The sequence below is a fragment of the Massilia sp. CCM 8734 genome (assembly GCF_011682155.1).
Classification (GTDB): domain Bacteria; phylum Pseudomonadota; class Gammaproteobacteria; order Burkholderiales; family Burkholderiaceae_D; genus Telluria_A; species Telluria_A rubra.
In genome coordinates this window covers 97,061-122,777 of the sequence record NZ_WHJI01000013.1, presented here as the reverse complement: position 1 = coordinate 122,777, position 25,717 = coordinate 97,061, and the positions used below count along the sequence as shown (strand labels likewise).

General features: G+C 65.6%; 20 protein-coding genes and 1 tRNA gene. 1 reads left to right on the top strand and 20 read right to left on the bottom strand.

Translation table 11 applies throughout. The features are described from left to right. Window positions 1-38: 38 nt before the first annotated feature. Both F2P46_RS14405 and F2P46_RS14400 read right to left on the bottom strand, forming a co-directional pair. Window positions 39-758 carry a CAAX prenyl protease-related protein gene (locus tag F2P46_RS14405; protein ID WP_208296623.1) on the bottom strand — a complete coding sequence of 240 codons (720 nt, stop codon included), beginning with the start codon at window positions 756-758 and terminating at the stop codon, window positions 39-41. 51 nt (window positions 759-809) lie between these two features. After that, window positions 810-2,705 carry an ATP-binding cassette domain-containing protein gene (locus F2P46_RS14400; RefSeq protein WP_166890634.1) on the bottom strand — a complete coding sequence of 632 codons (1,896 nt, stop codon included), beginning with the start codon at window positions 2,703-2,705 and terminating at the stop codon, window positions 810-812. Between the two features lie 180 nt (window positions 2,706-2,885). Between F2P46_RS14400 and F2P46_RS14395 the strand changes: the two genes are divergently transcribed. Next, a tRNA-Arg gene (locus F2P46_RS14395) sits at window positions 2,886-2,960 on the top strand. A 42-nt stretch (window positions 2,961-3,002) separates the two neighbouring features. On the opposite strand, the gene F2P46_RS14390 is transcribed toward F2P46_RS14395, so the two are convergent. The 18 genes from F2P46_RS14390 to F2P46_RS14305 all read right to left on the bottom strand — a co-directional run bounded on the left by F2P46_RS14390 (window position 3,003) and on the right by F2P46_RS14305 (window position 25,635). Next, window positions 3,003-3,281, bottom strand: coding sequence for a hypothetical protein (locus tag F2P46_RS14390; RefSeq protein ID WP_167228369.1), 279 nt, complete (start codon window positions 3,279-3,281; stop codon window positions 3,003-3,005). A 315-nt stretch (window positions 3,282-3,596) separates the two neighbouring features. Further along, a complete protein-coding gene (locus F2P46_RS14385) occupies window positions 3,597-4,532 on the bottom strand; it encodes a CHAD domain-containing protein (RefSeq protein WP_166890628.1) in 936 nt (311 codons plus the stop codon). Window positions 4,533-4,609: 77 nt separating this feature from the next. After that, on the bottom strand, window positions 4,610-5,755 hold the full coding sequence (locus F2P46_RS14380) for a mechanosensitive ion channel family protein (RefSeq protein ID WP_229477149.1): 1,146 nt from the start codon (window positions 5,753-5,755) through the stop codon (window positions 4,610-4,612). Window positions 5,756-6,204: 449 nt separating this feature from the next. Continuing rightward, entirely contained in the window at window positions 6,205-7,005 is an 801-nt protein-coding gene (locus F2P46_RS14375) for an apolipoprotein A1/A4/E family protein (protein ID WP_166890622.1), read from the bottom strand. A 141-nt stretch (window positions 7,006-7,146) separates the two neighbouring features. Further along, a complete protein-coding gene (locus F2P46_RS14370) occupies window positions 7,147-7,458 on the bottom strand; it encodes a hypothetical protein (RefSeq protein ID WP_166890619.1) in 312 nt (103 codons plus the stop codon). A gap of 114 nt (window positions 7,459-7,572) precedes the next feature. After that, a complete protein-coding gene (locus F2P46_RS14365; RefSeq protein WP_166890616.1) occupies window positions 7,573-7,965 on the bottom strand; it encodes a RidA family protein in 393 nt (130 codons plus the stop codon). A gap of 1 nt (window position 7,966) precedes the next feature. After that, entirely contained in the window at window positions 7,967-9,124 is a 1,158-nt protein-coding gene (locus F2P46_RS14360; RefSeq protein ID WP_166890614.1) for an acyl-CoA dehydrogenase family protein, read from the bottom strand. Window position 9,125: 1 nt separating this feature from the next. After that, on the bottom strand, window positions 9,126-9,980 hold the full coding sequence (locus tag F2P46_RS14355; protein ID WP_166890611.1) for an enoyl-CoA hydratase family protein: 855 nt from the start codon (window positions 9,978-9,980) through the stop codon (window positions 9,126-9,128). A gap of 8 nt (window positions 9,981-9,988) precedes the next feature. After that, a complete protein-coding gene (locus tag F2P46_RS14350; protein WP_166890608.1) occupies window positions 9,989-10,492 on the bottom strand; it encodes a MarR family transcriptional regulator in 504 nt (167 codons plus the stop codon). After that, the gene (locus F2P46_RS14345) at window positions 10,492-12,864 is read right to left on the bottom strand and encodes a bifunctional salicylyl-CoA 5-hydroxylase/oxidoreductase (protein ID WP_166890605.1); all 2,373 of its coding nucleotides are present in this window, start codon (window positions 12,862-12,864) and stop codon (window positions 10,492-10,494) included. Before F2P46_RS14345 ends, F2P46_RS14350 begins: the two co-directional genes overlap by 1 nt. 28 nt (window positions 12,865-12,892) lie before the next feature. Further along, on the bottom strand, window positions 12,893-14,521 hold the full coding sequence (locus F2P46_RS14340; RefSeq protein WP_229509280.1) for an AMP-binding protein: 1,629 nt from the start codon (window positions 14,519-14,521) through the stop codon (window positions 12,893-12,895). Between the two features lie 87 nt (window positions 14,522-14,608). Further along, a complete protein-coding gene (locus F2P46_RS14335) occupies window positions 14,609-15,328 on the bottom strand; it encodes a response regulator (RefSeq protein WP_166890602.1) in 720 nt (239 codons plus the stop codon). A gap of 99 nt (window positions 15,329-15,427) precedes the next feature. Continuing rightward, complete coding sequence (locus F2P46_RS14330) at window positions 15,428-20,317, bottom strand: two-component regulator propeller domain-containing protein (RefSeq protein WP_368737911.1); 4,890 nt, start codon at window positions 20,315-20,317, stop codon at window positions 15,428-15,430. A 41-nt stretch (window positions 20,318-20,358) separates the two neighbouring features. After that, the gene (locus tag F2P46_RS14325; protein WP_166890599.1) at window positions 20,359-21,081 is read right to left on the bottom strand and encodes a PleD family two-component system response regulator; all 723 of its coding nucleotides are present in this window, start codon (window positions 21,079-21,081) and stop codon (window positions 20,359-20,361) included. Window positions 21,082-21,115: 34 nt separating this feature from the next. Next, window positions 21,116-22,285: a patatin-like phospholipase family protein gene (locus F2P46_RS14320; RefSeq protein ID WP_166890597.1), complete on the bottom strand. Its 1,170-nt coding sequence runs from the start codon at window positions 22,283-22,285 to the stop codon at window positions 21,116-21,118. Window positions 22,286-22,367: 82 nt separating this feature from the next. Then, window positions 22,368-24,143 (bottom strand): gamma-glutamyltransferase, encoded by a 1,776-nt coding sequence (gene ggt, locus F2P46_RS14315; RefSeq protein ID WP_166890593.1) that lies wholly within the window; start codon window positions 24,141-24,143, stop codon window positions 22,368-22,370. Between the two features lie 75 nt (window positions 24,144-24,218). Then, complete coding sequence (locus F2P46_RS14310; protein ID WP_166890588.1) at window positions 24,219-24,977, bottom strand: 3-hydroxyacyl-CoA dehydrogenase; 759 nt, start codon at window positions 24,975-24,977, stop codon at window positions 24,219-24,221. Between the two features lie 238 nt (window positions 24,978-25,215). Beyond that, window positions 25,216-25,635 (bottom strand): hypothetical protein, encoded by a 420-nt coding sequence (locus F2P46_RS14305; RefSeq protein ID WP_166890585.1) that lies wholly within the window; start codon window positions 25,633-25,635, stop codon window positions 25,216-25,218. Between the last annotated feature and the right edge of the window lie 82 nt (window positions 25,636-25,717).

The window sequence follows — 25,717 nt, the reverse complement described above, 5'->3', positions numbered from 1 at the left end:
GTTAGTCTTTGTTCAAGTCATGTCGAATTGGCGAGATATTACCAGTATGTCCAATTTCCTGTTCGCACAATCCACACCCCGAGAAGGCCGTTGGTGACGGCATGCGCGAGGATGGAAGTCCACAGGCTGCGTTGTTTCATGTACAACAGGGAATAGGCGGCGCCGGCGACCATCCCGGCCAGCCACAGGTTATGCTCAAATCCAAACAGCACGACCCCGATCACAAAACTTTTGAGGCTTATTTGCGCTGGATCAAGCAATTGGAAATGATCCGAATCGATCCAGCGCATCAGGAAGGAACGCCAGAACAGTTCTTCCATGAGCGGGACTACCAAGGCGGCGCCGGCGATGCGCACGGCCACCATCAGCCAGTCGACCTGGCCGTCGGTGGTGGGATTGAAGCCATCGGGCGCACCGATGATCATCCAGCTGGCGTTCAGGCTGACCCACAGCACCAGCACCAGCACGCCGGTGGCAACGGCGACGGCGACAGCCAGCAGGCCCGCATCCCAGCGGTGCAATTCGGTGTAGTCGCGCCAGAACCAGGCCAGGGTGGCCAGGACGGCGCCGATCTTGAGCGCGTACATCCAGCGCAGCGCCTGGAGGTCCACGCCCAGGCGGGCCAGCACATCAACCGCGATGATGAACGAGATATAAACCAGGAAAGGCAGGATGCGGGACCATGCCGCGCGGCTGAACATCGGAACGTTGGCAGCGGCAGGCGCCGTCAGGTCGTGTTGTTCATTGCGTTCGGACATGGTTCTTCATCTGCCAGGCATGTATGCCTGCTCCTGTTTATGCGTTGGTGATCATCCCTTTGAACGGGCTTCGATCAGTTCCCATTTTTCCAGCGCATCGCTCAGAAGCTGATCGATGTCGGCAAAGCGCGTATTGAGGCGCTTGGCGTCGGCTGGGTTGGTCCTGTAAAAGTCCGGTGCATTGAGTTGCTGCGTGATGGCCGATTGCTCGTCCTCCAGGCTGGCTATCAATAATGGCAGCTCTTCAAGCTCGCGCTGTTCCTTGTTACTCAATTTTACCTTTTTGGCAACGGGAACGCTAGGAGTTGTTGCAGTAACTTTAACAGGAGCCTTGGCAGCCGCTGCCGGGCTCTGGGATTTCACGCGTTCCCAGTCGGTGTAGCCGCCGACGAACTCGCGCCACATGCCCTCGCCTTCGGCGACGATCACCTGGGTAACGACATTGTCGAGGAAGGTACGATCGTGGCTGACCAGGAACACGGTGCCGGTGTAGTCTTCCAACAACTCTTCGAGCAATTCGAGGGTGTCGATGTCCAGATCGTTGGTCGGTTCATCGAGCACCAGGCAGTTGGCCGGCTTGGCGAACAGGCGCGCCAGCAGCAGGCGGTTGCGCTCGCCACCAGAGAGCGACTTGACCGGCGAACGGGCGCGTTCCGGCGCGAACAGGAAGTCGTTCAGGTAGGTCATGACGTGCTTGCGCGCGCCGTTGACCTCGACCCAGTCGCTGCCCGGGGCGATGGTTTCCATCAGGTTCGCTTCCTCGTTGAGCTGGGCGCGCATCTGGTCGAAATACGCGACCTGCAGCTTGGTGCCGAGGCGTACCGAGCCGCTGTCGGCCTGCTCTTCGCCGAGGATCATTTTCAGCAAGGTAGTCTTGCCGGCGCCGTTGGCGCCGATCAGGCCGACCTTGTCGCCGCGCATGATGGTGCCGCTGAAGTCCTTGACGATGACTTTGTCGCCGTAGGACTTGTTGACGTTTTCCAGGTCCGCCACGATCTTGCCCGAGCGTTCGCCCGAGGACACTTCGAGCTTGACCTGCCCTTGCTGGTCGCGGCGGGCGGCGCGCAAGAGGCGCAGCGCTTCCAGGCGGCGCACGCGGCCTTCGTCGCGCACGCGGCGCGCCTTGACGCCCTTGCGGATCCAGACTTCTTCCTGGGCCAGAAATTTATCGAACTTGGCCGCTTCGACTTCTTCGACTTCCAGCTGTTCGGCCTTGCGCGTCTGGTAGGCGGTGAAATTGCCCGGGTAGGACAGCAGCTTGCCGCGGTCGAGTTCGATGATGCGGGTGGCGACGTTGTCGAGGAAACTACGATCGTGGGTGATGAACAGGACCGAGCCCTTGAAGTCGCGCAGCAGGCTTTCCAGCCACAGGATGGAGCGGAAGTCGAGGTGATTGGTCGGCTCGTCGAGCAGCAGCACGTCGGGCGCGGAAACCAGCGCCACGGCCAGGGCGACGCGCTTTTGCATCCCGCCCGACAAGGTGCCCATGAGCGACTCGCCCGCCAGGCTGAGGCGGTCGAGGGTGGTGTCGACCTTGTTTTGCATGCTCCAGCCATCGGTCGCATCGAGCTGCACTTGCAGTTCGTGCATGCGTTCCATCAGCGCATCATCGTCGCCCTGGCCGAATTGGCCGGTCAGTTCTTCGTATTCGGCCAGCATGGCGGCCTGGCCGCCCATGCCGGCGGCGACCGCGTCGAACACCGACATGGCGGGATCGAAGGTCGGCTCCTGCTCGACATAGGCGATTTTGATGCCTTGTTGCATGACCAACAGGCCGTCATCGAGCTTGAATTTGCCCGAGATGGTTTTCAGCAGCGAGGACTTGCCGGTGCCGTTGCGCCCGATCAAGCCGACGCGCTCGGTGGTTTCAAGGGAAAATTCCGCGTGATCGAGCAACGCGACGTGGCCGAACGCAAGTTGCGCCGACGAGAGAGAAATGACAGCCATAGAGGATAAGTGCGCAGGCAGGAAAACCGGCCAGATGAATGAATGAAGCACGCATTGTACCGACTTGGGACAGCGATCACCCAATTTGCGCCATTTAGGGCACAAACCTCGGCTATAATTGCGCTCGATTCACGACACCGGGCCGGCCTAGGCGGGCGCCGATCGCCGAATCACAGCGTCCTCTCCGTAGCACAATGGATAGTGCACATGCCTCCTAAGCGTGGGATACAAGTTCGATTCTTGTCGGAGGGACCATTTTTCAGCCTGTACGTTCCCGCCTGGCTTATTCAGCCAGCATTAAACACACTTGAATGCAATCTCGGCCGATGAGGTGCGTGCGAACGGAATGGCGTTCTTGCCCTCGCCGCTGATCAGTTCGAGCGTTTTGCCGTTTTTGGCGCAGAAAGCCACACCCTCCTGTATCAGATCGGCCTTGACCGTGGCGCCCGAGACGAACATGCCGCCGCCACTCGTTTTGGCAATCATATAGGTATCCTTGCCGGTTTGAACCGGACCGGAGGAGGCGCAACCAGCCAGGAAGGCGGCCGTTACGATAAAGATCAGGGATGTGCGCATGGTGTCTTTCGAAAGAACATCGATGGCCTTGCGGCCAGGCGATTGGATGTAGGGGCGCCGGAAACTGCGGGCATGCATGCCTACACCCCAGCAATATTTCATTTTAGAAATATGTATTGCATCTCAAGATAGCGGCTGGTGGCAGAAGCGCTGGCTCGGTTGAAACCATGCAAGCCGGGCGCAGGCAAGCCATGCAACCAAGTTCCGACGCCGTTCAAAAAACACTCTGCGCGAGCGTACCGGCAAGCGCCTGTCCATGTAGCCGCTGCGCCAGTGCGCCGTCTTGTCAAGTGCCGGGCAAAGGCCCGTCTCCCCTCAGCCGGGCGCGCGTAAAGGAACAAAGCGCTTCCACAGTTTGCGCAACTTGCCGTCGCCCTGCCCGCCGCGCCCTGCCAGGTAGCCACGTACAAATGCGCTGCCATCCCTGAGACTGGCATCGGCCTCGCTTAGCTGCGCCAGCAAGCCACCGGCCACGCTGGCATCGTTCATCAAGCCCAGTTCATCCTGCAAGCTGGCCAGCGCCCTGACGTACGGGCGCACGGTTTTACCCGGATAGAGCGAAGCGAAAAATTCGGCGGCGTAGCGGGTTTTCTTGGCGGCGATACGGACCCGGTGGCGCGCCTCGGGATCGGCATGCTTCAGTTTGCGGCCGCGCTTGAGCAGGCGTTGCTGGTCCTTTTCGAGGATAGCTTTGGCAAAATCGGCGATGCGCATCTTGAGTCGCACCCGGTCCGCCGGCAACTGCATGGCGCGCCAGCCGCGCTCGTCCAGCCAGCGCTCCAGGTGGCCGATCAGGTCCTGGTAGCGCTCGGACGCGACCGCTTCCGCAGCGACGGCGTGCAGCGCGTTGGCCCTGTCGGCGGCGGCCAATTGCACCGGTACCAGCGGCGCCAGCGCATCGACGCTGCCGCGAATCGCCGGCAAGGTCGAGCCGGCCAACACATCCCAGTCGCGCGCCGGTCCCAGTTGCGCCACCAGCCAGTCGAGCTCCTGGCGCAGCGCCACGGGCAGGCTGAGCACGTCATCGAACATGCCGAGCGCCGAGCGCAGGCGGCGCAGGCCGACCCGCATCTGGTGCAGGCTCTCGACATCGTGGTACTTGATGACCCCGGTTTCGTTGGCTTCGATCTGGTCGAGGCAATTGCGCATGATGGCCTGGAAGGCTTTCTCGACATTCATGCGCGGCGACAGCTTGAGCGCGTGCGCCTTCACCGCCTTGGGCGTGGTGGGAAATCTGACTGCGGTATCCATATGGCACGTTCCTCCTTCAAGACATTGTGCGCGGAAACGCCATGCGACGCCATTTCGTTACCGTAGCAAAAGACTATTCAGGACGGCTGCTTGCGCGTCGACACAATATTGTGCAGCGCCGCCGCCGGCTTGGCGGGCGCGGCCGGCTTGCCGTTGTCGGGGCGTGGCATCCGTTCGATCAGCACATGGCGCGAGGCGCCGACCGTGGACACGCCCAGTTCCTCGAAAGCCTCCATCGCGGCCAGCAAAATGGTCTGCTGGATATCCATGTAGCGACCGTAGGAAGGATCGAGCACATGGAACACCACATCGAACTCGAGCGCTTCCTGGGTCACGCTTTTCAGGTGTACGCGGTCGTAGCGCACGCCTTCCTGGCGTTCGATGATGGCGCGCAGCACGCCCGGCACCTGAGCCGCCTGGGCCCGGGTGGTCGACGGATTGGCGCGCAGCGAAAACTGCACGCGCCGGGTCGACATGCGCTTGAAGTTGCGCAAGGTGTTTTTCAGCAGTTCGGCGTTGGCGATCACGATCTGCTCGCCGCTGTCGGAGCGGATGCGGGTCGTCTTCAGGCCCACGTGTTCGACATTGCCGGAGAACCCGGCCACGCTGATCGCATCGCCCACTTCGAACGGCTTGTCGACGGCGATCGACAGCGAGGCGAACAGGTCGCCCAGCACATTTTGCACCGCCAGCGCGACGGCAATGCCACCGATGCCCAGGCTGGCCACCAGGGTCGACACATCGATGCCCACGTTCGACAGCACCGCCAGTAAAAACACCACCCACAACACGGTTTTCAGCACCCATACCATGAGCGTATTGGCCACGGTGGCGGGCGCGTCCGGCGCACTGGCGCGGCTGCGGAAATAGCGCTGCGCGCCGACGCTGAGCGCGCGGTCCAGATACAGCGCCAACTGGGCGCCGAGGGCGATGAACCACAGATGGCGCACGCGCTCGTCCCACGGCGCGCCGAGGTCGAGCACGGTCAGCCCAAGCAGCAGCGCGGTGACCATCAGCGCCAGTTTGCTGGTGCGCGCCAGGGTCGCCTTGAGCAATTCGGCGGCGGGCCGGTCGGCCCTTCCCTGCTCGCTCAGCCTGGCCAGGTGACGGCGGAACAGGACCACGGCGCCGTGCAGGATGACATAGCTGCCCACGGCCACGGCTGCCGCCAGCAGCCAGTTGGTGGGGTCGATCCCGGCCAGCGGGGAGGTAAACGTGCGCATATCCAAATGTGGTCTCCTTCGAATGCGGCGGTCGGCTGGTAGCAAGCCGCCCGAAAGCCGCAGCCTACAAGCTCAGCATGAATGTTGTCGCACATTTCGGTAAAGAAACCCCCAGCACCGGTGCCTCCGGTGCGCCGGCGCAGTCACGCGTGATCGCCCTTCCGCGCCCTGACCTTCCCCCTGAACAGCCAGAACACGAGCACCGTGCCGGCCAGGATCACCGGCAGCAACATCGCCGCGCCCACCAAGTCCAGCGACTTCGGGCCCGGCTGCGATGCCGCCCGTCACACCATCAGCACCGGCAACACCACCGTCGGCGTGTCCAACAACAGCAGCGCCGCCATCGCCAGCAAAAGCAGCCCGACGGCCGGCGCGCCAGCACAGCCAGCCGCCAAGTGCGCTGGCCAGCGGCTCCGGGGCGAGCAGGAGCGGGTGAGTCATACCATTATTCAACTGGGTCCCGGTGCTGTCCACGACAGGGACGGTGCACGAGACGCCGGGGCTGCGGGCGATGCTGCGGGTTGCCCCGGCACAGGCGCTACAGAAGAGGCGGGAGGCAGGCGTGCAGCGAGACTGGTGATCTGATTGTTCAGGTGATAAAACGCCCCGGCAACGCCAAGTAACGCGGTGAAGGTAAACCCCGCAAACCACATCATCGCCGTCATCAAGCTGCGGTGCACTTCCTTGCCCAGCTCCTTCATTTCTGCGCGCAGACTCGAACCCAATTCACTGATTTCCTTGCGCAACCCCGTACCCAATGCGCTGGTTTCTCCACGCAGTTCGGTGCCCAGCGCGCTGATTCTTTCATGCAGCCCGATGCCCAACGCGCTGATTTCTCCACGCAATTCAGTGCCCAGCCCGTTGATTTTTTCATGCAGCCCGGTGCCCAACGCGCCGATTTCTCCACGCAATTCGGTGCCCAGCCCGTTGATTTTTTCATGCAGCCCGGTGCCCAACGCGCCGATTTCTCCACGCAATTCGGTGCCCAACGCGCTGGTTTCTCCACGCAGTTCGTTGCTCGAACCGCCTACTTTCTCAACCAGCTCGGATCGCATCGTTTCCAGATCCAGGCGCAGCTCGCCCATGTCGGCCTTGGTCGCCAACGTCGGCAAAATGGTATCGAAACGCGTTTCCAGCGCGGTGAGGCGGCGTTCGGTGCCGCCATCGTGCGGCGGTCCGCCACCGCCCGCACCGGACGCACGTTTGTTGTCAGGCTCCGATGGCCCGCTTGGCACCGCATTCATTGTCATCGACCTTCCCCGGCTGTTACGGCACACGCCGCGCCATCAAGTGTAGGCGCGTGCGACTGCCGTCATTACGCTTTTCAGAGGCGCTTTGTCGTGAATCAGACAAGGGAAGAACGAGGGGAACCAATTCAAAAAACAGGAAGCTCAGCGCTGCGCGGGCGGCAAAGTAGCAGGTAACTGTTGTTGTCGTTGCTGTAGTTGCTGTCGTAGTTGTTGATGCGCCACACGCTCGTCGGCCAATTGACTCCGCGCTTCGGCAAGCTCTTCGGCAAGCTTTTTCTGTTGATCGAGGCACATATTACCTAAAAGCATTATCCCGATAAACACGATGATAAGTATGACCGTCAGCCCTTCCATCACGATCCCCAGCGGGTCGAAACGCGATCGGTCCGGGTCGGCCTTGGGCGCCGAACAGCAGCAGCTACATCGTTCGAACGGTGTCGGATGCGGGTCCATGCAGCCATCATACGGCGCCCCGCATACACCCGCAACGGGCGCACGATTGGCGTCGGATGCGCGTTCTCTCCGCCTGCCGTTGCTGCATGCGCGGCATGCGCCGCGCTACCGGGCTCAGGCCGGCACGATCGCCGTGACCTCGATTTCCACGCGCGCCCGGTCCTCGATCAAGCCGGCTACCTGCACCGCCGTCATGGCCGGAAAATGCCTGCCGATCACCTCGCGATACGCCGCCCCGACCTCCTTGTGCGCACCCAGATATTCATGCTTGTCGAGCACGTACCACGTCATGCGTACGATATGCTCCGGCCGCGCGCCGGCTTCGGCCAGCACGTCGACCACATTCTGCAGCGCTTGCCTGACCTGTCCGGCGAAGTCATCCGTGTGAAATACGCCCTGCCCGTCCCAGCCGATCATGCCGCTCACACACACCGTACGTCCACTGGCCGCCACCCCGTTCGAATAGCCGCGCGCGCGCGCCCAGCCCGCAGGTTGTAGAAATTCCATGCTATGCCTTCCCTTCCAGCGCCGGCGCCGCATCGCGCAGCAGCTCGCGCGCAATGATCAACTGCTGCACTTCGGTGGCGCCCTCGTAAATGCGCAGCGCCCGGATTTCGCGGTACAGCCGCTCCACCGGATGTTCGCTGACCACGCCCATCCCGCCGAACATCTGCAGCGCCGCGTCGATGACTTTCTGCGCCGTTTCGGTGGCCGTCATCTTGGCCATCGCCGCCTCTTTAGTGACCTTGCGGCCCTGGTCGCGCTGCCACGCCGCCCGGTACGTCAGCAGCGCCGCCGCGTCGATCCCGGTCGCCATCTCTGCCAGCTTGGCCTGCGTGAGCTGGAAGTCGGCCAGCGTTTGCCCGAACATCTTGCGCGTGCTGGCATGCGCGATCGCCTCGTCGAACGCGCGCCGCGCAAAGCCCAGCGCCGCCGCCGCGACCGAGGTGCGGAATACATCGAGCGTCGCCATCGCCACCTTGAAGCCCTGCCCCGCTTCGCCCAGGCGCTGCGTGCCAGGTACGCGGCAGCCATCGAAGCGCAAGCGCGCCAGCGGATGCGGGGCGATCACCTCGATCCGTTCGGCCACCGACAACCCTGGCGTATCGGCATCGACGATAAACGCGCTGATGCCGCGCGCGCCGGGCGCCTCGCCGGTGCGCGCAAACACCACGTAAAAGTCGGCGATGCCGCCATTCGAAATCCAGGTCTTCTCGCCAGTCAAGACATACTCGTCGCCGTCCGGCACAGCCGCGCACTGCAGCGCCGCCACGTCCGAACCGGCCTGCGGCTCGGACAGCGCAAAGGCCGCAATCGCCTCGCCCCGCGCCACGCGCGGCAGGTAACGCTCCTTGTTGGCGGCGCTGCCGAACAGCGAAATCGCGCCCGATCCCAGGCCCTGCATGGCGAACGCAAAGTCGGCCAGGCCATCGTGGCGGGCCAGCGTTTCGCGGATCAGGCAAATGGCGCGCGTGTCAATCGCGCCCACCGCGTGATCGAGCCAGCCACCGTCACCCAACTGGCGTACCAGCGTGCGGCAAGCGCCGTCGACATCGCGTCCGTGGATGGCATTGATGTTGGCGCCGGCCCAGGCATCGAGCGCCTGCTCCAGCGCGCCGTGCGCGGGTTCGAAAAACGGCCAGTCCAGGTAGGTTTTGTCAGCCATCTCAATCTCCCTCGAACACAGGCCGCTGTTTGGCCACGAAAGCGTGGTAGGCGCGATGAAAGTCGTTGGTTGCCATGCAGATGGCCTGGGCCTGCGCTTCCGCCTCGATGGCTTCGTCCACGCCCATGTTCCATTCCTGTTGCAGCATTTTCTTGGTCATGCCATGCGCGAAGGTCGGCCCGGTAGCGAGCGACGCGGCCAGCGCCTGCGCGTCGGCCAGCAGCGTTTCGGGCTCGCTGACGCTGTTGAAAAAGCCCCAGCGTTCGGCCTCGATACCCGACATCGAGCGCCCCGTATACAGCAGTTCGGCGGCGCGGCCCTGCCCGATCACGCGCGGCAGCAGCGCGCAGGCGCCCATGTCGCAGCCGGCCAGGCCGACCCGCGTGAACAAAAACGCCGTCTTGCTGCGCGCAGTCCCCAGCCGCAGGTCGGACGACAGCGCCAGGATCGCGCCGGCGCCGGCGCAGATGCCATCGACCGCGCTGATCACCGGTTGCGGGCAGGCGCGCATCGCCTTGACCAGGTCGCCCGTCATGCGCGTGAACGCCAACAGGCCGGGCATGTCGAGCTGCGTCAACGGCCCGATGATGTCGTGCACATCGCCGCCCGAACAAAAATTCTCGCCCGCCCCGGTGATGACCACCGCCTTTACATCGTCGGCATACGCCAGCGCGCGAAACAGGCCGCGCAGCTCGGCGTAGGAGTCGAAGGTGAGCGGATTTTTGCGCTCCGGGCGGTTCAGGGTCAGGGTCGCCACCGCACCCTCGACCTCGAAACGGAAATGACTGGCCTGGTACGACGCCAGCGCGCTGCGGTTGCCGGGCAGTTGCTGCGCCTGGCCTGGAAGGTAACGCATGGTATTCCTTATTGAAGATGCTGTTTCATTTGCGAGAGCAGCGCGATGAGCCGCCCTTTATCGTCGGGCGATATATCCTTGAGCAGGTCGGCGATCCACTCCTCGTGCACCACCGCCATTCTGGCGAAGGCGATGTGCCCTTCGCGCGTGAGTTTGACGCTGTAGGCGCGCCGGTCTTTCGGGTCGGGCACGCGCACCACCAGCGCTTCCTGTTCCAGCTGGTCGGTGATGCCGGTGATGTTCCCGCCGGTGACCATCATGCGTTTGGACAGCTCGCCCATGCGCAGCCCGTCCGGATGGCGCTCCAGCTGCGCCATCAAGTCGAAGCGCGGCAGGGTGATGTCGAACGTCGTGCGCAGGCGGCTGCGAATCTCGTTTTCGATGCGCACCGTGCACGAGAGCATGCGCAGCCACAGCTTGAGCGACTGGTGATGGTCTTGCGTCAGGCGGCTGGCCAGGTCCAGCGCCGCATTGCCCTTCTCCTTGCTGTTGTCTTGAGTGATCTCGTCCATCAACCCTCCAGCAGCCTGGCCGCGACCTGCTGCGGGCTCAAGCCGGCGCCCGCGGCGGCCAGCTGGCGTTCGCGTTCCAGGTTGCGTTCCAGCTGCTGCTTGGCCGGCCGGTACGGCTTGGGCCACGCGATCGCCGAAAAACCGATCTTCGCCGTCTCGCTCAATGTCCACGCCGGGTTGGCCAGGTGCGGCCGCCCCACCGCGCACAAGTCGGCGCGGCCGGCGGCGATGATGCTGTTGGCGTGATCGGCCTCGAAAATCGAGCCGACCGCCATCGTCGGGATCTTCGCTTCATTGCGCACGCGGTCCGCAAACGGGGTCTGGAACATGCGCCCGTACACCGGCTTTTCGCGCTTGCTCACCTGCCCCGACGAGCAGTCGATCATGTCGGCGCCGGCTTCCTTGAACAGGTGCGCGATCCGCACCGCGTCAATGGGCGTGATGCCGCCCTCGACCCAGTCGTGCGCCGAGATGCGCACGCTGATCGGTTTGTCCACCGGCCAGGCGCCGCGCACCGCCCGGAACACCCGCAGCGGATAGCGGCAGCGGTTTTCCAGCGTGCCGCCGAAGTCGTCGTCGCGCCGGTTGGTCAGCGGCGAGATGAACGACGACAGCAGGTAGCCGTGCGCGCAGTGCAGCTCCAGCCAGTCGAAACCCGCGTCGGCTGCCGCCCGCGTGGCCCGCACAAAATCGGCTTCGATGCGCTCCATGTCCTCCACCGTGGCGGCGCGCGCGATCTGCGAGACGCCCTCCAGATACTGTTCATCGGACGCCGCCACCAGCGGCCAGTTGCCGTTCTCGAGCGGCTGGTCGATCCCGTCCCACATGGCGCGGGTCGATCCTTTCGGTCCCGCATGGCCCAGTTGCAGCGCGATTTTGGCATCCGAACCGGCATGCACGAAGTCGACGATGCGCTTCCACGCCGCCGTGTGCTCCGGAGCGTACATGCCGGGGCAGTTCGGGGTAATGCGCGCATCGGCCGACACGCACGTCATCTCGGCAAACACCAGAGCCGCGCCACCCAGCGCACGCGCGCCCAGATGCACCAGGTGATAGTCGCCGGCCACGCCGTCAACCGCCGAATACTGCGCCATGGGCGAGACCACAATGCGGTTCTTCAGCGTCACGCCGCGCAGCTTGAAGGGCGTGAGCATCGGCGGCACGCGCGCGCCAAGCGGGGCCTCGACGCCAGCCTGTTCGCAGGCGCGGCGCGCGATCCAGGCTTCGAAACCGGCGATGTACTCCGGGTCGCGCAGGCGCAGGTTTTCGTGCGACAGGCGCTGGCTGCGCGTGAGCATCGAGTACGCGAACTGCGGCGCCTCCATGGCGGTGTAGCGCTCCACGTTCTCGAACCATTCCATCGAATTGCGCGCAGCGCTTTGCAGCTTGAGCACTTCGACAGCGCGCACTTCCTGGTAGGCCGCCAGCGCCTGCGCCGCACCGGCGTGCGCGCCGAAGCAGCGCGCCAGCTCGATCGCGTCTTCCAGCGCCAGCTTGGTGCCGGAACCGATCGAGTAGTGCGCCGAGTGGGCCGCGTCGCCCATCAGCACAACAGGTACAGACCCATTCCAATGCACCCACTGTGCGCACACCACGCGCGCAAAGGTGATCCACATGGCCGAGCCGCGCAGGTGCGGCGAATTGGACATCAGCGCATGCCCGTCCAGCTGGTCGGCAAACAGGCGCTCGCAGTAGGCAATGCTCTCTTCCTGGGTCATCTGGTCAAGGCCGGCGCGGCGCCACACGTCTTCGGGCGTCTCGATGATGAAGGTCGAGGTGTCGCCATCGTACTGATAAATATGCGCCTGAAACCAGCCGTGCTCCGTCTCCTTGAAGGCGAAGGTGAACGCATCGAACTTCTTGCGCGTGCCGAGCCACACGAAGCGGCAGCGGCGCGCCTCGATCTCGGGTTGATAGGTGGCGGCGTAGCGCTTGCGGGTACGGCTGTTCAAGCCGTCCGACGCGATCACCAGGTCGGCGCCGTATTGGGCGGCCAGCGCCTGGTCGTCATCGACGTCGCTCTGGAACACCAAGCGCACGCCCAGCTCCTCGCAGCGCTGCTGCAGGATGTTGAGCAAGCGCTTGCGCCCGATCCCGCAAAAGCCATGCCCGCCCGAAGTGACTTTTTCGCCCTTGAAGAAAATGTCGATATCGTCCCAGTGATTGAACGACTGCAGGATCGCGCGCGCGGTCAGTTCATCGGCGTTCACCAGGTTGCCCAAGGTCTGGTCCGAAAACACCACGCCCCAGCCGAAGGTATCGTACGGGCGGTTGCGTTCGACCACGGTGATCTGGTGCGAGGGGTCCTGCTTTTTCATGAGCAGGCTGAAATACAGTCCGGCGGGGCCGCCGCCGATACATACAATATTCATGGGCTTGGTCTTGTGTTTAGATAGCGCGCTAGGCGAGGCGCAGCTTAAAGCGCTGCAGCTTGCCGGTTTCGGTACGCGGCAATTTGTCGATGAACCTGAGCGAACGGGGATATTTATACGGGGCGATCTGCAGCTTGACGAAGTCCTGCAACTGCGCGGCCAGGGCCTCGCTCGGATCGAAGCCGGGTTTGAGCACCACATGCGCCTCCACCACCTGCCCGCGTTCCTCGCAAGGGCGCCCGACCACGCCGCATTCGGCCACCGCCTCATGGCGCAGCAGCGCCTCTTCGACTTCGGCGCCGGCGATGTTGTAGCCGGCCGAGATGATCATGTCGTCGGTGCGCGAGCGGTAGTAAAAATAGCCGTCGGCGTCCATTTCGTAGGCGTCGCCGGTGAGGTTCCAGCCATCGCTCACATAATCGTTCTGGCGTTCGTCGGCCAGGTAGCGGCAGCCGGTCGGGCCTTTTACCGCCAGCCGGCCGATCACGCCCGGCCCCACCTGCCGGCCGCTCGCATCGAGAATGCAGGCCTGGTAGCCCGGCACCGGTTTACCGGTCGCACCTGGCCGGATCGCGTCGCCCGCAGCCGAAATGAAGATGTGCAGCAGTTCGGTCGCGCCGATACCGTCGATCATGCGCAGCCCGGTCGCCGCCTGCCACGCGTCGCGCGTGGCCAGCGGCAGCGCTTCGCCGGCCGACACGGTCCGGGTCAGGCTCGACAAATCGTAATTGGCGGCCAGCGGCGCCATCTGGCGGTAAAAGGTCGGCGCGGTAAAGCACACCGTGGCGCGGTATTTGTCGATGGCGGCCAGCAGCGTGTCGGGCGTGAGCTTTTCGAGCAGCACGCCGGCCGCGCCAACGCGCATCGGGAACAACAGCAGCCCGCCCAGGCCGAAGGTGAACGCCAGCGGCGGCGTGCCGATGAAAATATCGTCCTCGCGCGCTTGCAAGGTATGCCGCGGGAAGCAGTCGCAAATGGCCAGCACGTCGCGGTGGAAGTGCATCGTGCCCTTCGGGATGCCGGTCGTGCCCGAGGTAAAACTGATCAGGCATACATCGTCGGCGGCGCTGGCATGCGCGGCGAACGGTACCGGGTGGCGCGCCATCATGGCCTCGATGGAGGCCGGGTTATCGGGATCGTTGAACGTCACCACATGGCGCGGCAAGGCGGAAACGGCGTCGATCTCGCCGCGCAAGGTGGCGGAGCACAGCACCGCGTCCACATTGGCCTTGTCGACGATGGCGGTCAGTTCGCGCGCGCGCAGCAGCGGCATGGTGGGCACGGCGATCAGGCCGGCTTTTAACACCGCCAGCAGGCAGGCCGCCATCATCGGGTTGTTCGCGCCGCGCAGCAGCACGCGGTTGCCGGTGACCAGTCCCAGGTCGGCGCGCAGCACGTAGGCGATGCGGTCGACCCGGCGCTGCAGTTGCGCGTAGGTCCAGCTCTCGTGCTCGCCGACGATGGCGATGCGCTCGCCCGCGCCACGCTCCACGGCCGCGTCGAGCAGTTCGGCGGCGCAGTTCAGCTGCGATGGGTACTGCAGTTCGGGGAGGTCGAACAGGAAGGCGGGCCATTGGCCCGGCGGCGGCAGGTGTTCGCGCGCAAAGCCGTCCTGGTAGGCCGAAGCGCTCAATGCCGATGCCGTCGAATGTGTCATGCTCGCCCCGGAAAAAGTGTCAGTCGTTCACCGAGAGATACTTTAGACCTAAACTATCACAACATCAAGCGCTTTCGCGCAGCGCCGTCAGGTGGCGCCGCCGATCCGTTTGAGCGCTTCGCTCTGGTGCATCGCCGAGCGCACCACTTCGGCCAGCGCCAGCTTGACCTGGGCAGGATCGAGCGCGCCGGGCGGCAGCGACTTGAGGGTGTCGGCCGCGCCGTTCAGGCCCAGGGTGAGACAGCCGGCATGCAGGCGTTCGATGCGCACGCGGGCCGCGCCATCGTCGCCGCGTTCGAGCAGGTCGGCGATGTCGGCGCCGGCCGCAGCCACCTGCGATTGCAGCCCGCCCAGGTAGACCATCAGGCGCTCGGCCCCAATCCCCAGGCGCAGCAGGGTCGCCTGCACTTTTTCGGCGCGCGGCGCCACCGCGATCGGATCGCGCCCGGTCAGGCCGGCCATGTGCTCGCGCACCTGCTCGCCCTGGAACGGCTTGACGATGTAGCCCGATGCGCCAAGGCCGCTGGCCTGGTCGACCGTATCGCGGTCGGTGGCCGAGGAAACCAGCACGAACGGCATCGTGCCCAGTGCGCCGTCGGCGCGCACGCGCTGCAGCAGGTCCATGCCGGACAGGCGCGGCATGCGCAGGTCGCAAAAACAGATCGCAGGGCGCAAGCCCTGTTCCAGCTGGTCCCAGGCGTCTGCGCCGTCTTCCGCTTCGAGGATTTCGTATTTGCCGCAGGCGTCGATCAGGTGCATCAGCACCATGCGCGATACGATGTCGTCATCCACCACCAGAACCTTCATTTGGCCACCTCCCGTACGCAGCAACGCCACAAAACATCCTTTCCGATCACGTTCACGCGAATATTACAGCATATGCATGACGGGTCGGCGCTTGACCGACTACAAGTGGTCGTAGGCGGACAGCAGTTCGCGCAGGCGCGGCATGGCCGCCGCGATCGCGTCCCAGCGGCGCGCGTCGGCTGCTTCTTCCATTTCGCCCGACAACTGGTGCAGTTCGGCCGCTTCCAGATAGGACGAGCTGCCCTTGAAACCGTGCAGCAGGCGTCCCGCCGTTTCAGCGTCGTGCATGGCGATGGCCTGTTCCAGCTCGGCGCGGCGGCCCGGCAGGTCGCTGGCAAAGGCGGCCCGCATGCGCGCTTTCAGGTCGCTGGCGCGCCGTCCGGCGTTGTGCGCGGCAGGCCCCGCCAGCGGCGCCGGCCCCGTGTCGACGCCGAACATGGCGTCCAGCTCCGAAGTGCTCGGCGCGCGTTCCACGCGCGGCTGCGGCATCGGCGAAAGGCTGATGCCGCGCTGGAGCTGGCGCTCGATGGCGCGGCTCAGGTGATGATGCAGGGCCGCTTCGTCGATCGGCTTGGTCAGGAAGTCGTCCATGCCGCACGCGAGGTAGCGGCTGCGGTCTTCCTCGCTGGCATTGGCGGTCAGGGCCACGATCATCAGTTCCTGGTCGCGCACCGGCGCTTCGGGCGGGCCGCCGGCGCGGATCAGGCGCGTGGCGGACGCGCCGTCCATCTCGGGCATGCGCCCGTCCATCAGAATCAGGTCGTAGCGGGTACGCGCGCACGCCGCCACCGCCAGCAAGCCGTTGTCGGCGATATCGACCTTGTGCCCCAGGTCTTCCAGCATCATGCGGATGATGATCTGGTTGGTCGGGAAGTCTTCCGCGCACAGCACTTTCAGGCGGTGGCTGTGCGGCTCGCGCGGCACGTGCGGCACCATCGGCGGGGCCACGCCGTCGGCCAGCGGCAGCAGCACGCTGAAGGTGCTGCCCACGCCCTCAAGGCTCTCGACGCTGATCGAGCCGCCCATCAGATCGACCAGCTGGCGGCAGATCGCCAGCCCCAAACCGGTGCCGCCGTAGCGCCGCGTGGTGGTGCTGTCGGCCTGCTCGAACTTCTGGAACAAGCGCTCGAGCGCGTCCTGGGCGATGCCGATGCCGGTGTCGCTGACCGAAAAGCGGATGACGTTTACCCCCGGCGCGCCGCCCTCGCCCGGTGCCACCCGTTCGACCGCCAGGCGCACCGCGCCGTCGTTGGTGAACTTGAAGGCATTGCCGACCAGGTTGACCAGCACCTGGCGCAGGCGGGTCGGGTCGCCCACCACGAAGCGCGGCAGGTCTTCGGCCAGCGCCACGTCAAAGCCCACGCTCTGGGCGGCGGCCTGCTCCTCGAACAGGCTGACCACGTTTTCGACGGCGGCGGTAAGCGCGAAATCGATGTTTTCGATGGTCAGCTTGCCCGCCTCGATCTTGGAAAAATCGAGCAGGTCGTTGATGATGGTGAGCAGCGACTGGGCGTTGGCCTGCCCGCGCAGGATCTGCTCGCGCGTGCTTTCCTGCAGGTGGCCGTCGCGCAGCGCAAACCCCAGCATGCCGATCACGCCGGCCAGCGGGGTGCGCATTTCGTGGCTCATATTTGCCAGGAATTCGGACTTCTGGCGCGTGGCGTCTTCGGCCTTTTGCTTGGCCAGGCGCAGCCGTTCATCGTTTTCCTGGAGCGCGCGGTTGGCCAGCGCCAGTTCGTCCGTGTTCAGGCGCACCTGGCGTTCCTGCTCGACCAGGCGCGCCTGGGTTTCTTCAAGCTCGCGGTAGGCGCGCGCGTTATCGAGCGCCACCGCCGCGTGCGCGGCCAGTGTCTTGAGCATGTCCAGGTGCACGCGGTGATACGCATTGAGCTCCACGCTCTGCACGCACAGCACGCCCATCATGCGTTCCTTGACGATCAGGGGCACGTACATCATCGCTACCGGCAGCGAGCGCGGCGTGCCGTCCACCCGCAGCGGCGGGATCGGCACGGCGCTCTGCTCGGCGTCCAGGTAGCGCGCATACTCGACCTCGAGGTTGTTGATGAACACTTCGCGCCGGTGCTTCAGGCACCACACCGCAAACTGGTGCGGATCGTCCAGCGGGCGCGTATAGAACTGGCTGCGCACGCCCTGGTCCATCGCGAACGGAAACTCGATCACGCCCGCATCCTCGCGGTAAAAGCCGATGCCGAAGATGCGCGCATCCATCAGGTGGTGCACGTGGCGGTACACCGTGCCCATGATGGTTTCCATGTCGAGCGTGGCGGTCAGTTCGCGCCCGATTTCCGACAGCACCGAGATGTTCCGGTGCGCCAGCTCCACGTTCTCTTTCTGGCGCTCGACTTCTTCTTTCTGGCGTTCGGCGTCGAAGCGGCGCTGCTCGGCCTCGGCGCGCTGGTTGTCGGCGTCCAGGCGCTGCGCTTCGAGCTCGCGCTTCTGGCGCTCCAGCAGGCGGTTCTGCTGCTCGACTTCGACCGTGCGCGCGCCGACCTGGGTTTCCAGCAGATCCTTCTGGCGCCGCAGTCCCGACAGGCGCGCGCGGTAGGCCCAGTAGGCGCTGCCCAGCACCAGCAGCACCGACAGGGTGCGGAACCACCAGGTCTTCCATAGCGGCGGCAGGATCGTGATGACCATGCTGGCGCTGTCGTCGCTCCACACGCCATCCTTGTTGGCGGCGCGCACGCGGAAGGTGTAGGTGCCCGGATCGAGGTTGGTGTAGGTGGCGAAGCGGCGGCTGGCGTCGGTGTTGACCCAGTTCTGGTCGAAGCCCTCGAGCCGGTACGAAAACAGGTTGCGTTGCGGGGCGGCGTAATGCAAGGCCGAGAACTCGAGCGAAAACACCGAATCAGCCGCGCCCAGGGTAACCGCGCGGGTCGACTCGATCGGCCCCTTGAACAGGCCGGGACGCGCCAGCGCGGCCGGCTTGTTGAAGATCTGGAAACCGGTAATGACCGGGCGCGGGGCGATCAGGTTGTCGCTGATGGCCTTGGGATTGAAGGCTGTGACGCCATTGAAGCCGCCGAAGTACATGGTGCCGTCCGGCGCGCGCAGGGCCGAGCCGTCGAAGTAGGCGCCTTCGATGGTACCGTCGCCGGCGCTGTAGTTGCGGAAGGTGCCGGTGGCCGGATCGAAGCGCGAGATGCCGGTGTTGGTGCTCACCCACAGTTTGCCGTCGTCGTCTTCCAGGATGGCGGCAATCGCATCGTCGGCCACGCCGTCGGCCACGGTGTAGCGACGGAAGCTCACCGCGCCGGCGGCGCCCGGGCCGATCGTCATTTTGTTCAACCCTGCTGCGGTGCCGACCCACAGCGTGCCCTTTTTATCTTCGTGCAGATAGTGCACTTCGTCGTGACTGAGGCTGGCCGGGTTGGCCGGATCGTGGCGGAAGTGGCGGAATTTGCCGCTCGCGCGATCGAACATGTCGAGCCCGTCGAAGGTGCCGATCCACAGCTGGCCGCGCCGGTCTTCGAGCAGCGGGCGCACCACGTTGTCGGCCAGGCTGGAACTGTCGGCCGCGTCGTGGCGGTAGGTGACGACGGCGCGCGTGGCCGGGTCGAGCCGGTGCAGGCCGCCGCGCGAGGCGATCCACATCATGCCGGCGCGGTCGGACAGCATGCCGCGGATATGGTTGCCGTCCGGGTCGCCCTCGGCGAACGACTGGCGCGTGAAATTGCCGCTGGCGGCATCGAAACGCGCCACCCCCGAATGGCTGCCGATCCACAGCATGCCGTCCTGGTCGTGCGCCAGCGCGCTGGCCGGAATGCCGGCCAGGCTGTTCGGATTATCGGGATCGTGGCGGTACAGGCGCGCCTGGCCGCTCTCGGGGTCGAGCCGGTTCAAGCCGCTGTTGGCGCCGATCCACAGGTCGCCCCCGGGGGCGGCGGCGATCGCGCGCACCTTGTTGTCGGACAGGGTATCGGCAATTTCGGCGTGGCGCGCAATGCGCGCAAAGCCGCCGCTGTTCAAGTCGACCCGGCTCACGCCCGCGTACCAGGTGCCGACCCAGAAGGTGCCGACGCGGTCGCGGTACATGGCCGAAATCTGGTTGTCGGCCACACTGTGCCGGTCGCCCGGCAGGTGACGGTAGTTGGCGAAACGACGCGTGGCCGGCTGCCAGCGATACAGGCCGTCGGTATGGCTGCCGACCCACAGGTTGCGGTCCTGGTCCTGGTACAGGGTGGTGACGTAGCCCGAACGCAGGCCGTCCGCCACGCCCAGGCGCCGCCGCTGCGCGGCAGGGCTGCCGATCTTCCAGCTTTCCAGGCCACCCAGGCTGCCGATCCACAGGGTCTGGTCGGCGTCGACCAGCAAGGCCTGCACCATATTGTTCTTGTGGTCCAGGCCAGGGGCCGGATGATGCTCGAAGGCGCGCGCGCCGACCGCCAGGCTGTCCACGCCGGACGAGGTGCCGACCCAGACGCGCCCGCCGGCGTCGACCGCCAGCGCGTTGACCTGATCGTCGGCCAGGCTGCCCTCGTCGCCCGCCACATGGTGCCACACCTTGAAGCGCCCGCTCACCATGTCGAAGTGCTGCAGGCCGTCGCTGGTGCCCAGCCACAGGCCCTGGCGGCCGTCGCCGGCGATCGCGCGCACGTGCAGGTTGCCGTTGCCGCGCTTGACCGGCTCATTCGGCGCGTAATGGATGAAGGTCTGGGTGACCGGATCGAAGCGGTCAAGCCCGCCGTCGGTGCCGATCCACAGGCGCCCGCCGTGGTCCACGTGCAGCACGCGCACCCAGTTGTTGACCAGGCTGCGCGGATTGCTGACCACATTGCGCCAGGTGGTGACGCGGTAGCCGTCGAAGCGCGACAGGCCGGCCTGGCTCCCGAACCACATGAAGCCGTCGGCGTCCTGGACCACCGCCAGCACCGACTCCTGGGCCAGGCCCTGTTCCACGCTCAGGTGCTCGAAGCGCAGGGTGCGCGCGGGCGCGGCCTGGCTGCCGGCGAAAGGCAGGCAGCACAGCACCAGGAACAGCGCGCACAGGGCGCGCAGGCGGCGGATCGGGTTCAGGCAAGCACTCCTTCATCGGGCATGCCGGCGCGCAGGCGGCCCAACTGGCGCCGCACCGACTCGCTCACCTCGCCCAGCACCATGGCCACGGTGCGGGCGTCGGGCAGGCCGCGGCGCGCGCTATCGAGCTGCGAGGCCACGTGCCACAGGCCGAGCGTCATGCAGCCGGTATGCACCGAATCGATGCGCAGGCGGGCGTCGGCGCCCTCGCCGGCGTCGAGCAGCGCGACGATATCGGCGCGCCCGGCCAGCAACTGCTCGGCGAACGCGGCCAGGTAGGCGGCCAGCCGGTCAGGCCCGATGTTCAGGCGGCGCATGGTGGTGGCCGGGTCTTCGGCCAGCTTGTCGAGCGTGATGCGGAAGATTTTCTCCAGATGCGCGCGCGCTTCGGCCGCGTGCAGTGGTTTGAGGATGTAGCCGACCGCGCCCAGGGTCACCGCCTGCAGCACGGTGTCGCGGTCGGAGGCCGACGACACCAGCACGAACGGCACCTGGGCCAGGTGCGGGTCGCCCTTCATGCGCTCCAACAAGGCGATGCCGGACATGCGCGGCATGCGCACATCGCAAAATACGATCACCGGATGCAGGCCCGCTGCGAGCAGGTCCCAGGCGGCGGCGCCGTCTTCGGCTTCGACCAGGTCGAAAATGCCGTACACCGACAGCAGGTCCATCAGCGCAATGCGCGAGACGACGTCGTCGTCGACAATCAGTGCTTTCATGACGTTCTCCATGGCGGTGGGCCGCATCAAAGGTTCAGGAGCCAAAAAAGGCCAGCACATCGGCGCGGCGCGCGTGCGTGTCGCGCTGGCCGAGCTGGATCAGTTCACAGGTGTAGCTCGATTCGAACAGCAGGTACGAGGCCAGCGCCGAGCCGCGCGCTTCGGTCGCGCCGATCCCCGAGAGCATGGTGCGGATCGGCGCCGGCAGGCTGGCCGTGTGGCGACTGGCGATCACGTCGAGCCGTTCGGACGGGGCGATCACCAGCAGCTCCACGGGTTTCAACGGCATCTTGCTGCGGTATTCCTCGGGCAGCAGCGACAGGGTCAGGTTGATGCGGTTCAGGCGCTCGATGTCGACCGCCAGGCTGTCGAGGAAAATCGAGGACATGGCGTGGCCGGCGATCTGCGCCAGGCTCGGATAGCGCGCCTGGCCGGGCGTGTCGCGGGTCGGCTCGGACAGGCGACCGGCGCCCACCACCAGCACCTTCGACGCCCCCAGGTGGATGGCCGGCGAAATCGGCGCGAGCTGGCGCATCGAGCCGTCGCCGCAAAACTCGCGGTGGCTGCCCAGGTACAGCGGCACGGCCGGAAAGATGAAGGGAATCGCCGACGACGCCAGCAAATGCTCGACGCCGATCTGGTCCTGCAGGGCGATGCGCTGCATGCGCACCCACGGCGCGATGTCGGCGGCGGTCTGGTAAAAGGTGATGTGGTTACCGGCGGTGTAGGACGAGGCGGTCACCGCCAGCGCATGCAGCAGGCCGTCGGACATGGCCGCGTCCAGGCGCGGCAGGTCGAGCATGCGGTGCAACAGGCCCACCAGCGGGGTGTTGTCCAGCAGCGAGGCGGGCGGCGCGGCGCGCCATTTGCGCAGCAGCCAGCCGAACGAGAGCAGCGAGAGCCAGCGCGCGCCCGAGCGCAGCACGCCCAGCGAATCGGCGCGGTAGACCTGCTCGACGCGGAAGTTTTCCCACACATCGAGCAGCTTTTGCACGCCCTCGCCGAAGTTGTCGGCGCGGCAGGCCAGGGCCACGGCGTTGATCGCGCCGGCCGAGGTGCCGCAGATGATATCGAAGGGATTGCGCGCCGGACGCCAGCCGGCCTCCCACAAAATTTGCGAGATCGCCTGCAGCACCCCCACCTGGTAGGCGGCGCGCGCGCCACCACCGGTGAGGATCAAGCCCGTTTTCGGTTCCGTTTCCATCCGCCAAGCGTATCAGGGTCTGCCCGCCTTGCGGGAGAAACTTAGGGCTTGTACACTTTTTACAATAGCTTGACTTTCGCTCTCAGTCGCCCTTGGCCACGCCTTCGCGGCGCGGATCGGCGCCGCCGAACCACCATGGCTCGCCGTGGATCAGGATGCGCTGCACGCCGTGCAGGCCGGACGTCATCTCGTAGCTGCGCAGGGCATGGCCGTGCGCCTTGAGCTCCTCCTGCACGGCGGGAGAAAAACGCCCGGTTTCCAGCTCGGTCGGGCCGTTGCGGCTGCCGAAGTTCGGCAGGCTGATGGCCTGCTGCACGTTCAGGCCCCAGTCCAGGGTGCCGACCAGGGTCTTGGCCACGTAGTTGATGATGGCCGGCCCGCCCGGCGAGCCGATCGCCAGCACCAGTTTGCCGCTCTGGCGGTCGAATACGACGGTGGGCGACATGGCGCTGCGCGGGCGTTTGCCGGCCTGCACCCGGTTCGCCACCGGCCCGCCGGCGTCGACCGAATCGAAGGAAAAATCGGTGAGCTGGTTATTCAGGATGAAGCCATCGACCATCTGGCGCGACCCGAAGGCGTCTTCCACCGTGGTCGTCATCGACAGGCCGGCGCCTTTGCCGTCCACCACCACGAAGTGCGAGGTCGATGGCGTTTCGATCGCGTTATCGAGCCCCCACGCCACTTCCATGCCCGGCGGCGTGCCGGCACTAGCGGTGCCCATCGACTTGTCGCCGATCAGGGAGGCGCGCTGGCGCAGGTAGGCTTTGTCGATCAGGCTGGGAATGCCGCGTCCCGGCAGCGGCACAAAGTCGGTGTCGGCCGCGTAGCGATTGCGGTCGGCGTAGGCCAGGCGCCCGGCTTCGGTGAACACATGCACGGCCTCAAACCCCAGCACCCCGTTCACCGGCGCGTAGGCGCGCATGTCGCGCGTCTCGAGCATGCCCAGCATCTGCGCCACGGCGATGCCGCCCGACGATGGCGGCGGCATGCCGCACACCGTGTAGGCGCGGTAGTCGCTGCACACCGGCGCGCGCACCTTGGGCTGGTAGCCGGCGATGTCGGCCGCCGTCAACAGGCCGGGATTGGTCGGGTGCCCCGCCACCTTGGCCGCAATGTCTTTGGCGATCCGGCCCTTGTAGAAAGCATCGGCGCCGCCGGCGGCGATCTCGCGCAGGGTGGCCGCCAGCGCCGGGTTGCGCAGCTGGTGGCCGATCGGCCAGGGATTGCCATCCTTGTCATAGAAATAGGCGGCCGCCACCGGGTCCTTGCGCAGGTGCTGGTCGAACATCAGCATGCCATTCAAGCGCTGGCTGACCGGAAAGCCCTTGTCGGCCATGGCAATGGCCGGCGCGAACAGCGCCTTCCAGGGCAACTTGCCGTGCTGGCGGTGCGCCATCTCGAGCATGCGCAGCACGCCGGGGGCGCCGACCGAACGGCCGCCCACCACGCCGGCGGTGCGCGAGAGCGGCGTGCCATCCTTGTTCTGGAACAGGTGCTCGTCGGCGGCGGCGGGCGCGGTTTCGCGGCCGTCGAAGGCTTGCACGTTCTTGCCGTCGTAGTGCATCAAAAAGGCGCCACCGCCGATGCCGGACGATTGCGGCTCGACCAGGGTAAGCATCAACTGGGTGGCAATCGCCGCGTCGATGGCGCTGCCGCCCTTGCGCAATATCTGGTAGCCGGCGTCGACCGCCAGCGGATTGGCTGCGGCGACCATGAATTTCTTGGCGGCCCAGCCAGCCTTGTCGGCATAGCCGGTGTGGATTTCGGGGGCCTCGGCCGGGCGCACGGCGGCGTCCTGGGCGAGCACGGAGGCGCTGAAAACGAGCAGCGCGAAAGGAAGGCACTTCAACCTGAGCATGGATTCTCCAATGAGAAACGCGCGACTCCTGCACTGGAGCCGCGCGTTCGATCCCGCTATCGTACAGTAAATGAATTACTTGGGCTGCATGCGGATCGCGCCGTCAAGACGGATAGTTTCGCCATTGAGCATGGTGTTTTCGATGATCGCGCGGGCCAGATGCGCGTATTCGGCGGGACGGCCGAGACGCTGCGGGAACGGCACCATGTTGCCCAGGGCGCCGCGCACTTCTTCCGGCATCCCCATCAGCATCGGGGTTTCGAAAATGCCGGGAGCGATGGTCATCACGCGCACGCCGCTGCGGGCCAGGTCGCGCGCCATCGGCAAGGTCATGCCGGCCACCGCCGCCTTGGACGACGCGTAGGCCGCCTGGCCGATCTGGCCGTCGAACGCCGCCACCGACGCGGTATTGATGATGATGCCGCGCTCGCCCGAGTCGAGCGCTTCGGTCTTGCCCATGGCGTCAGCGGCCAGGCGCGCCATATTAAAGGTGCCGACCAGGTTGATGTTGACGGTGCGCTGGAACACTTCCAGCGGATGCGGGCCGTCCTTGCCCACGGTCTTGACTGCGGGGGCGACGCCGGCACAGTTGACCAGGCCACGCAGGGTGCCCATGGCGAGCGCGGCGGCGACGACAGCCTGGCCGTCGGCCTCCAGCGTGACGTCGCACTTGACGAACTTGCCCTTGAGTTCAGCGGCCAGCGCTTCGCCCGCCTCGACCTGCACGTCAGCCAGCACCACTTTGCCGCCGGCCTCGGTGATCATGCGCGCCGTCGCCGCGCCCAGGCCCGATGCGCCGCCCGTGATGATGAATACATTGTCCTGAATTTGCATGGTGTCCTCTTTCTCTTATCGGTTCTTTTGACGTTTACGTAAACGTCAAGCACCCGGATTGTAGCGAACTTTTCGCGGAAAACACCATGGGAACCTCGAAAAACCGTAGCGAGCGGCGTTAGTTTTGTCCGAGACGCGGAGCCGTACGAAAGTACGGTGAGCATCGCAGGACTTCGCGTCCCGGGCGAAAATGACGCCGCGCAGTAGGTTTTTCGGGGTCCCCACCAGTCGCGCCGCATTAAAAGCACTGAACCACACCGCCATTGTTGGTACAGGAGCGCCCTTGCGGACCGATCACGCTGTTACCGGCGGCGCCGTTGTAGCGGACCCCATTCACATCGGTGCAGCCGCCGGCGTCGCAGCCGCTGATGACGGCCGGCGGCGGCGCGATGGCCGGTGGCGCCAGCGCCGACGGTATCGGCCGGGGGCCCGGCGGCGCCGCCGGCGGCGCATCCAGGCGCGGGCCGTAGGCGGGCATGCCGTCGACGATCTGGCGCACGGCGCGCCGTTTGGGCGGCGCATGCTTGGGCAGCGCGCTCTTGCCCGGTTCAGCGTTGATCCGGGGCGCGGGCGCGACCGGCGCGACATCGTTCCGCGCCACCGCGTCGCCGGAGGCCAGGAATGCCGCCAGGAGCACGGCAATTTTCAGCATGAGCATGATGTCACCTCGCATGAGGTTGATTGATGCGGCCAAACTACCATTTTTGACAGGATCATGGCGCCAGCCAAACGTGCCGATG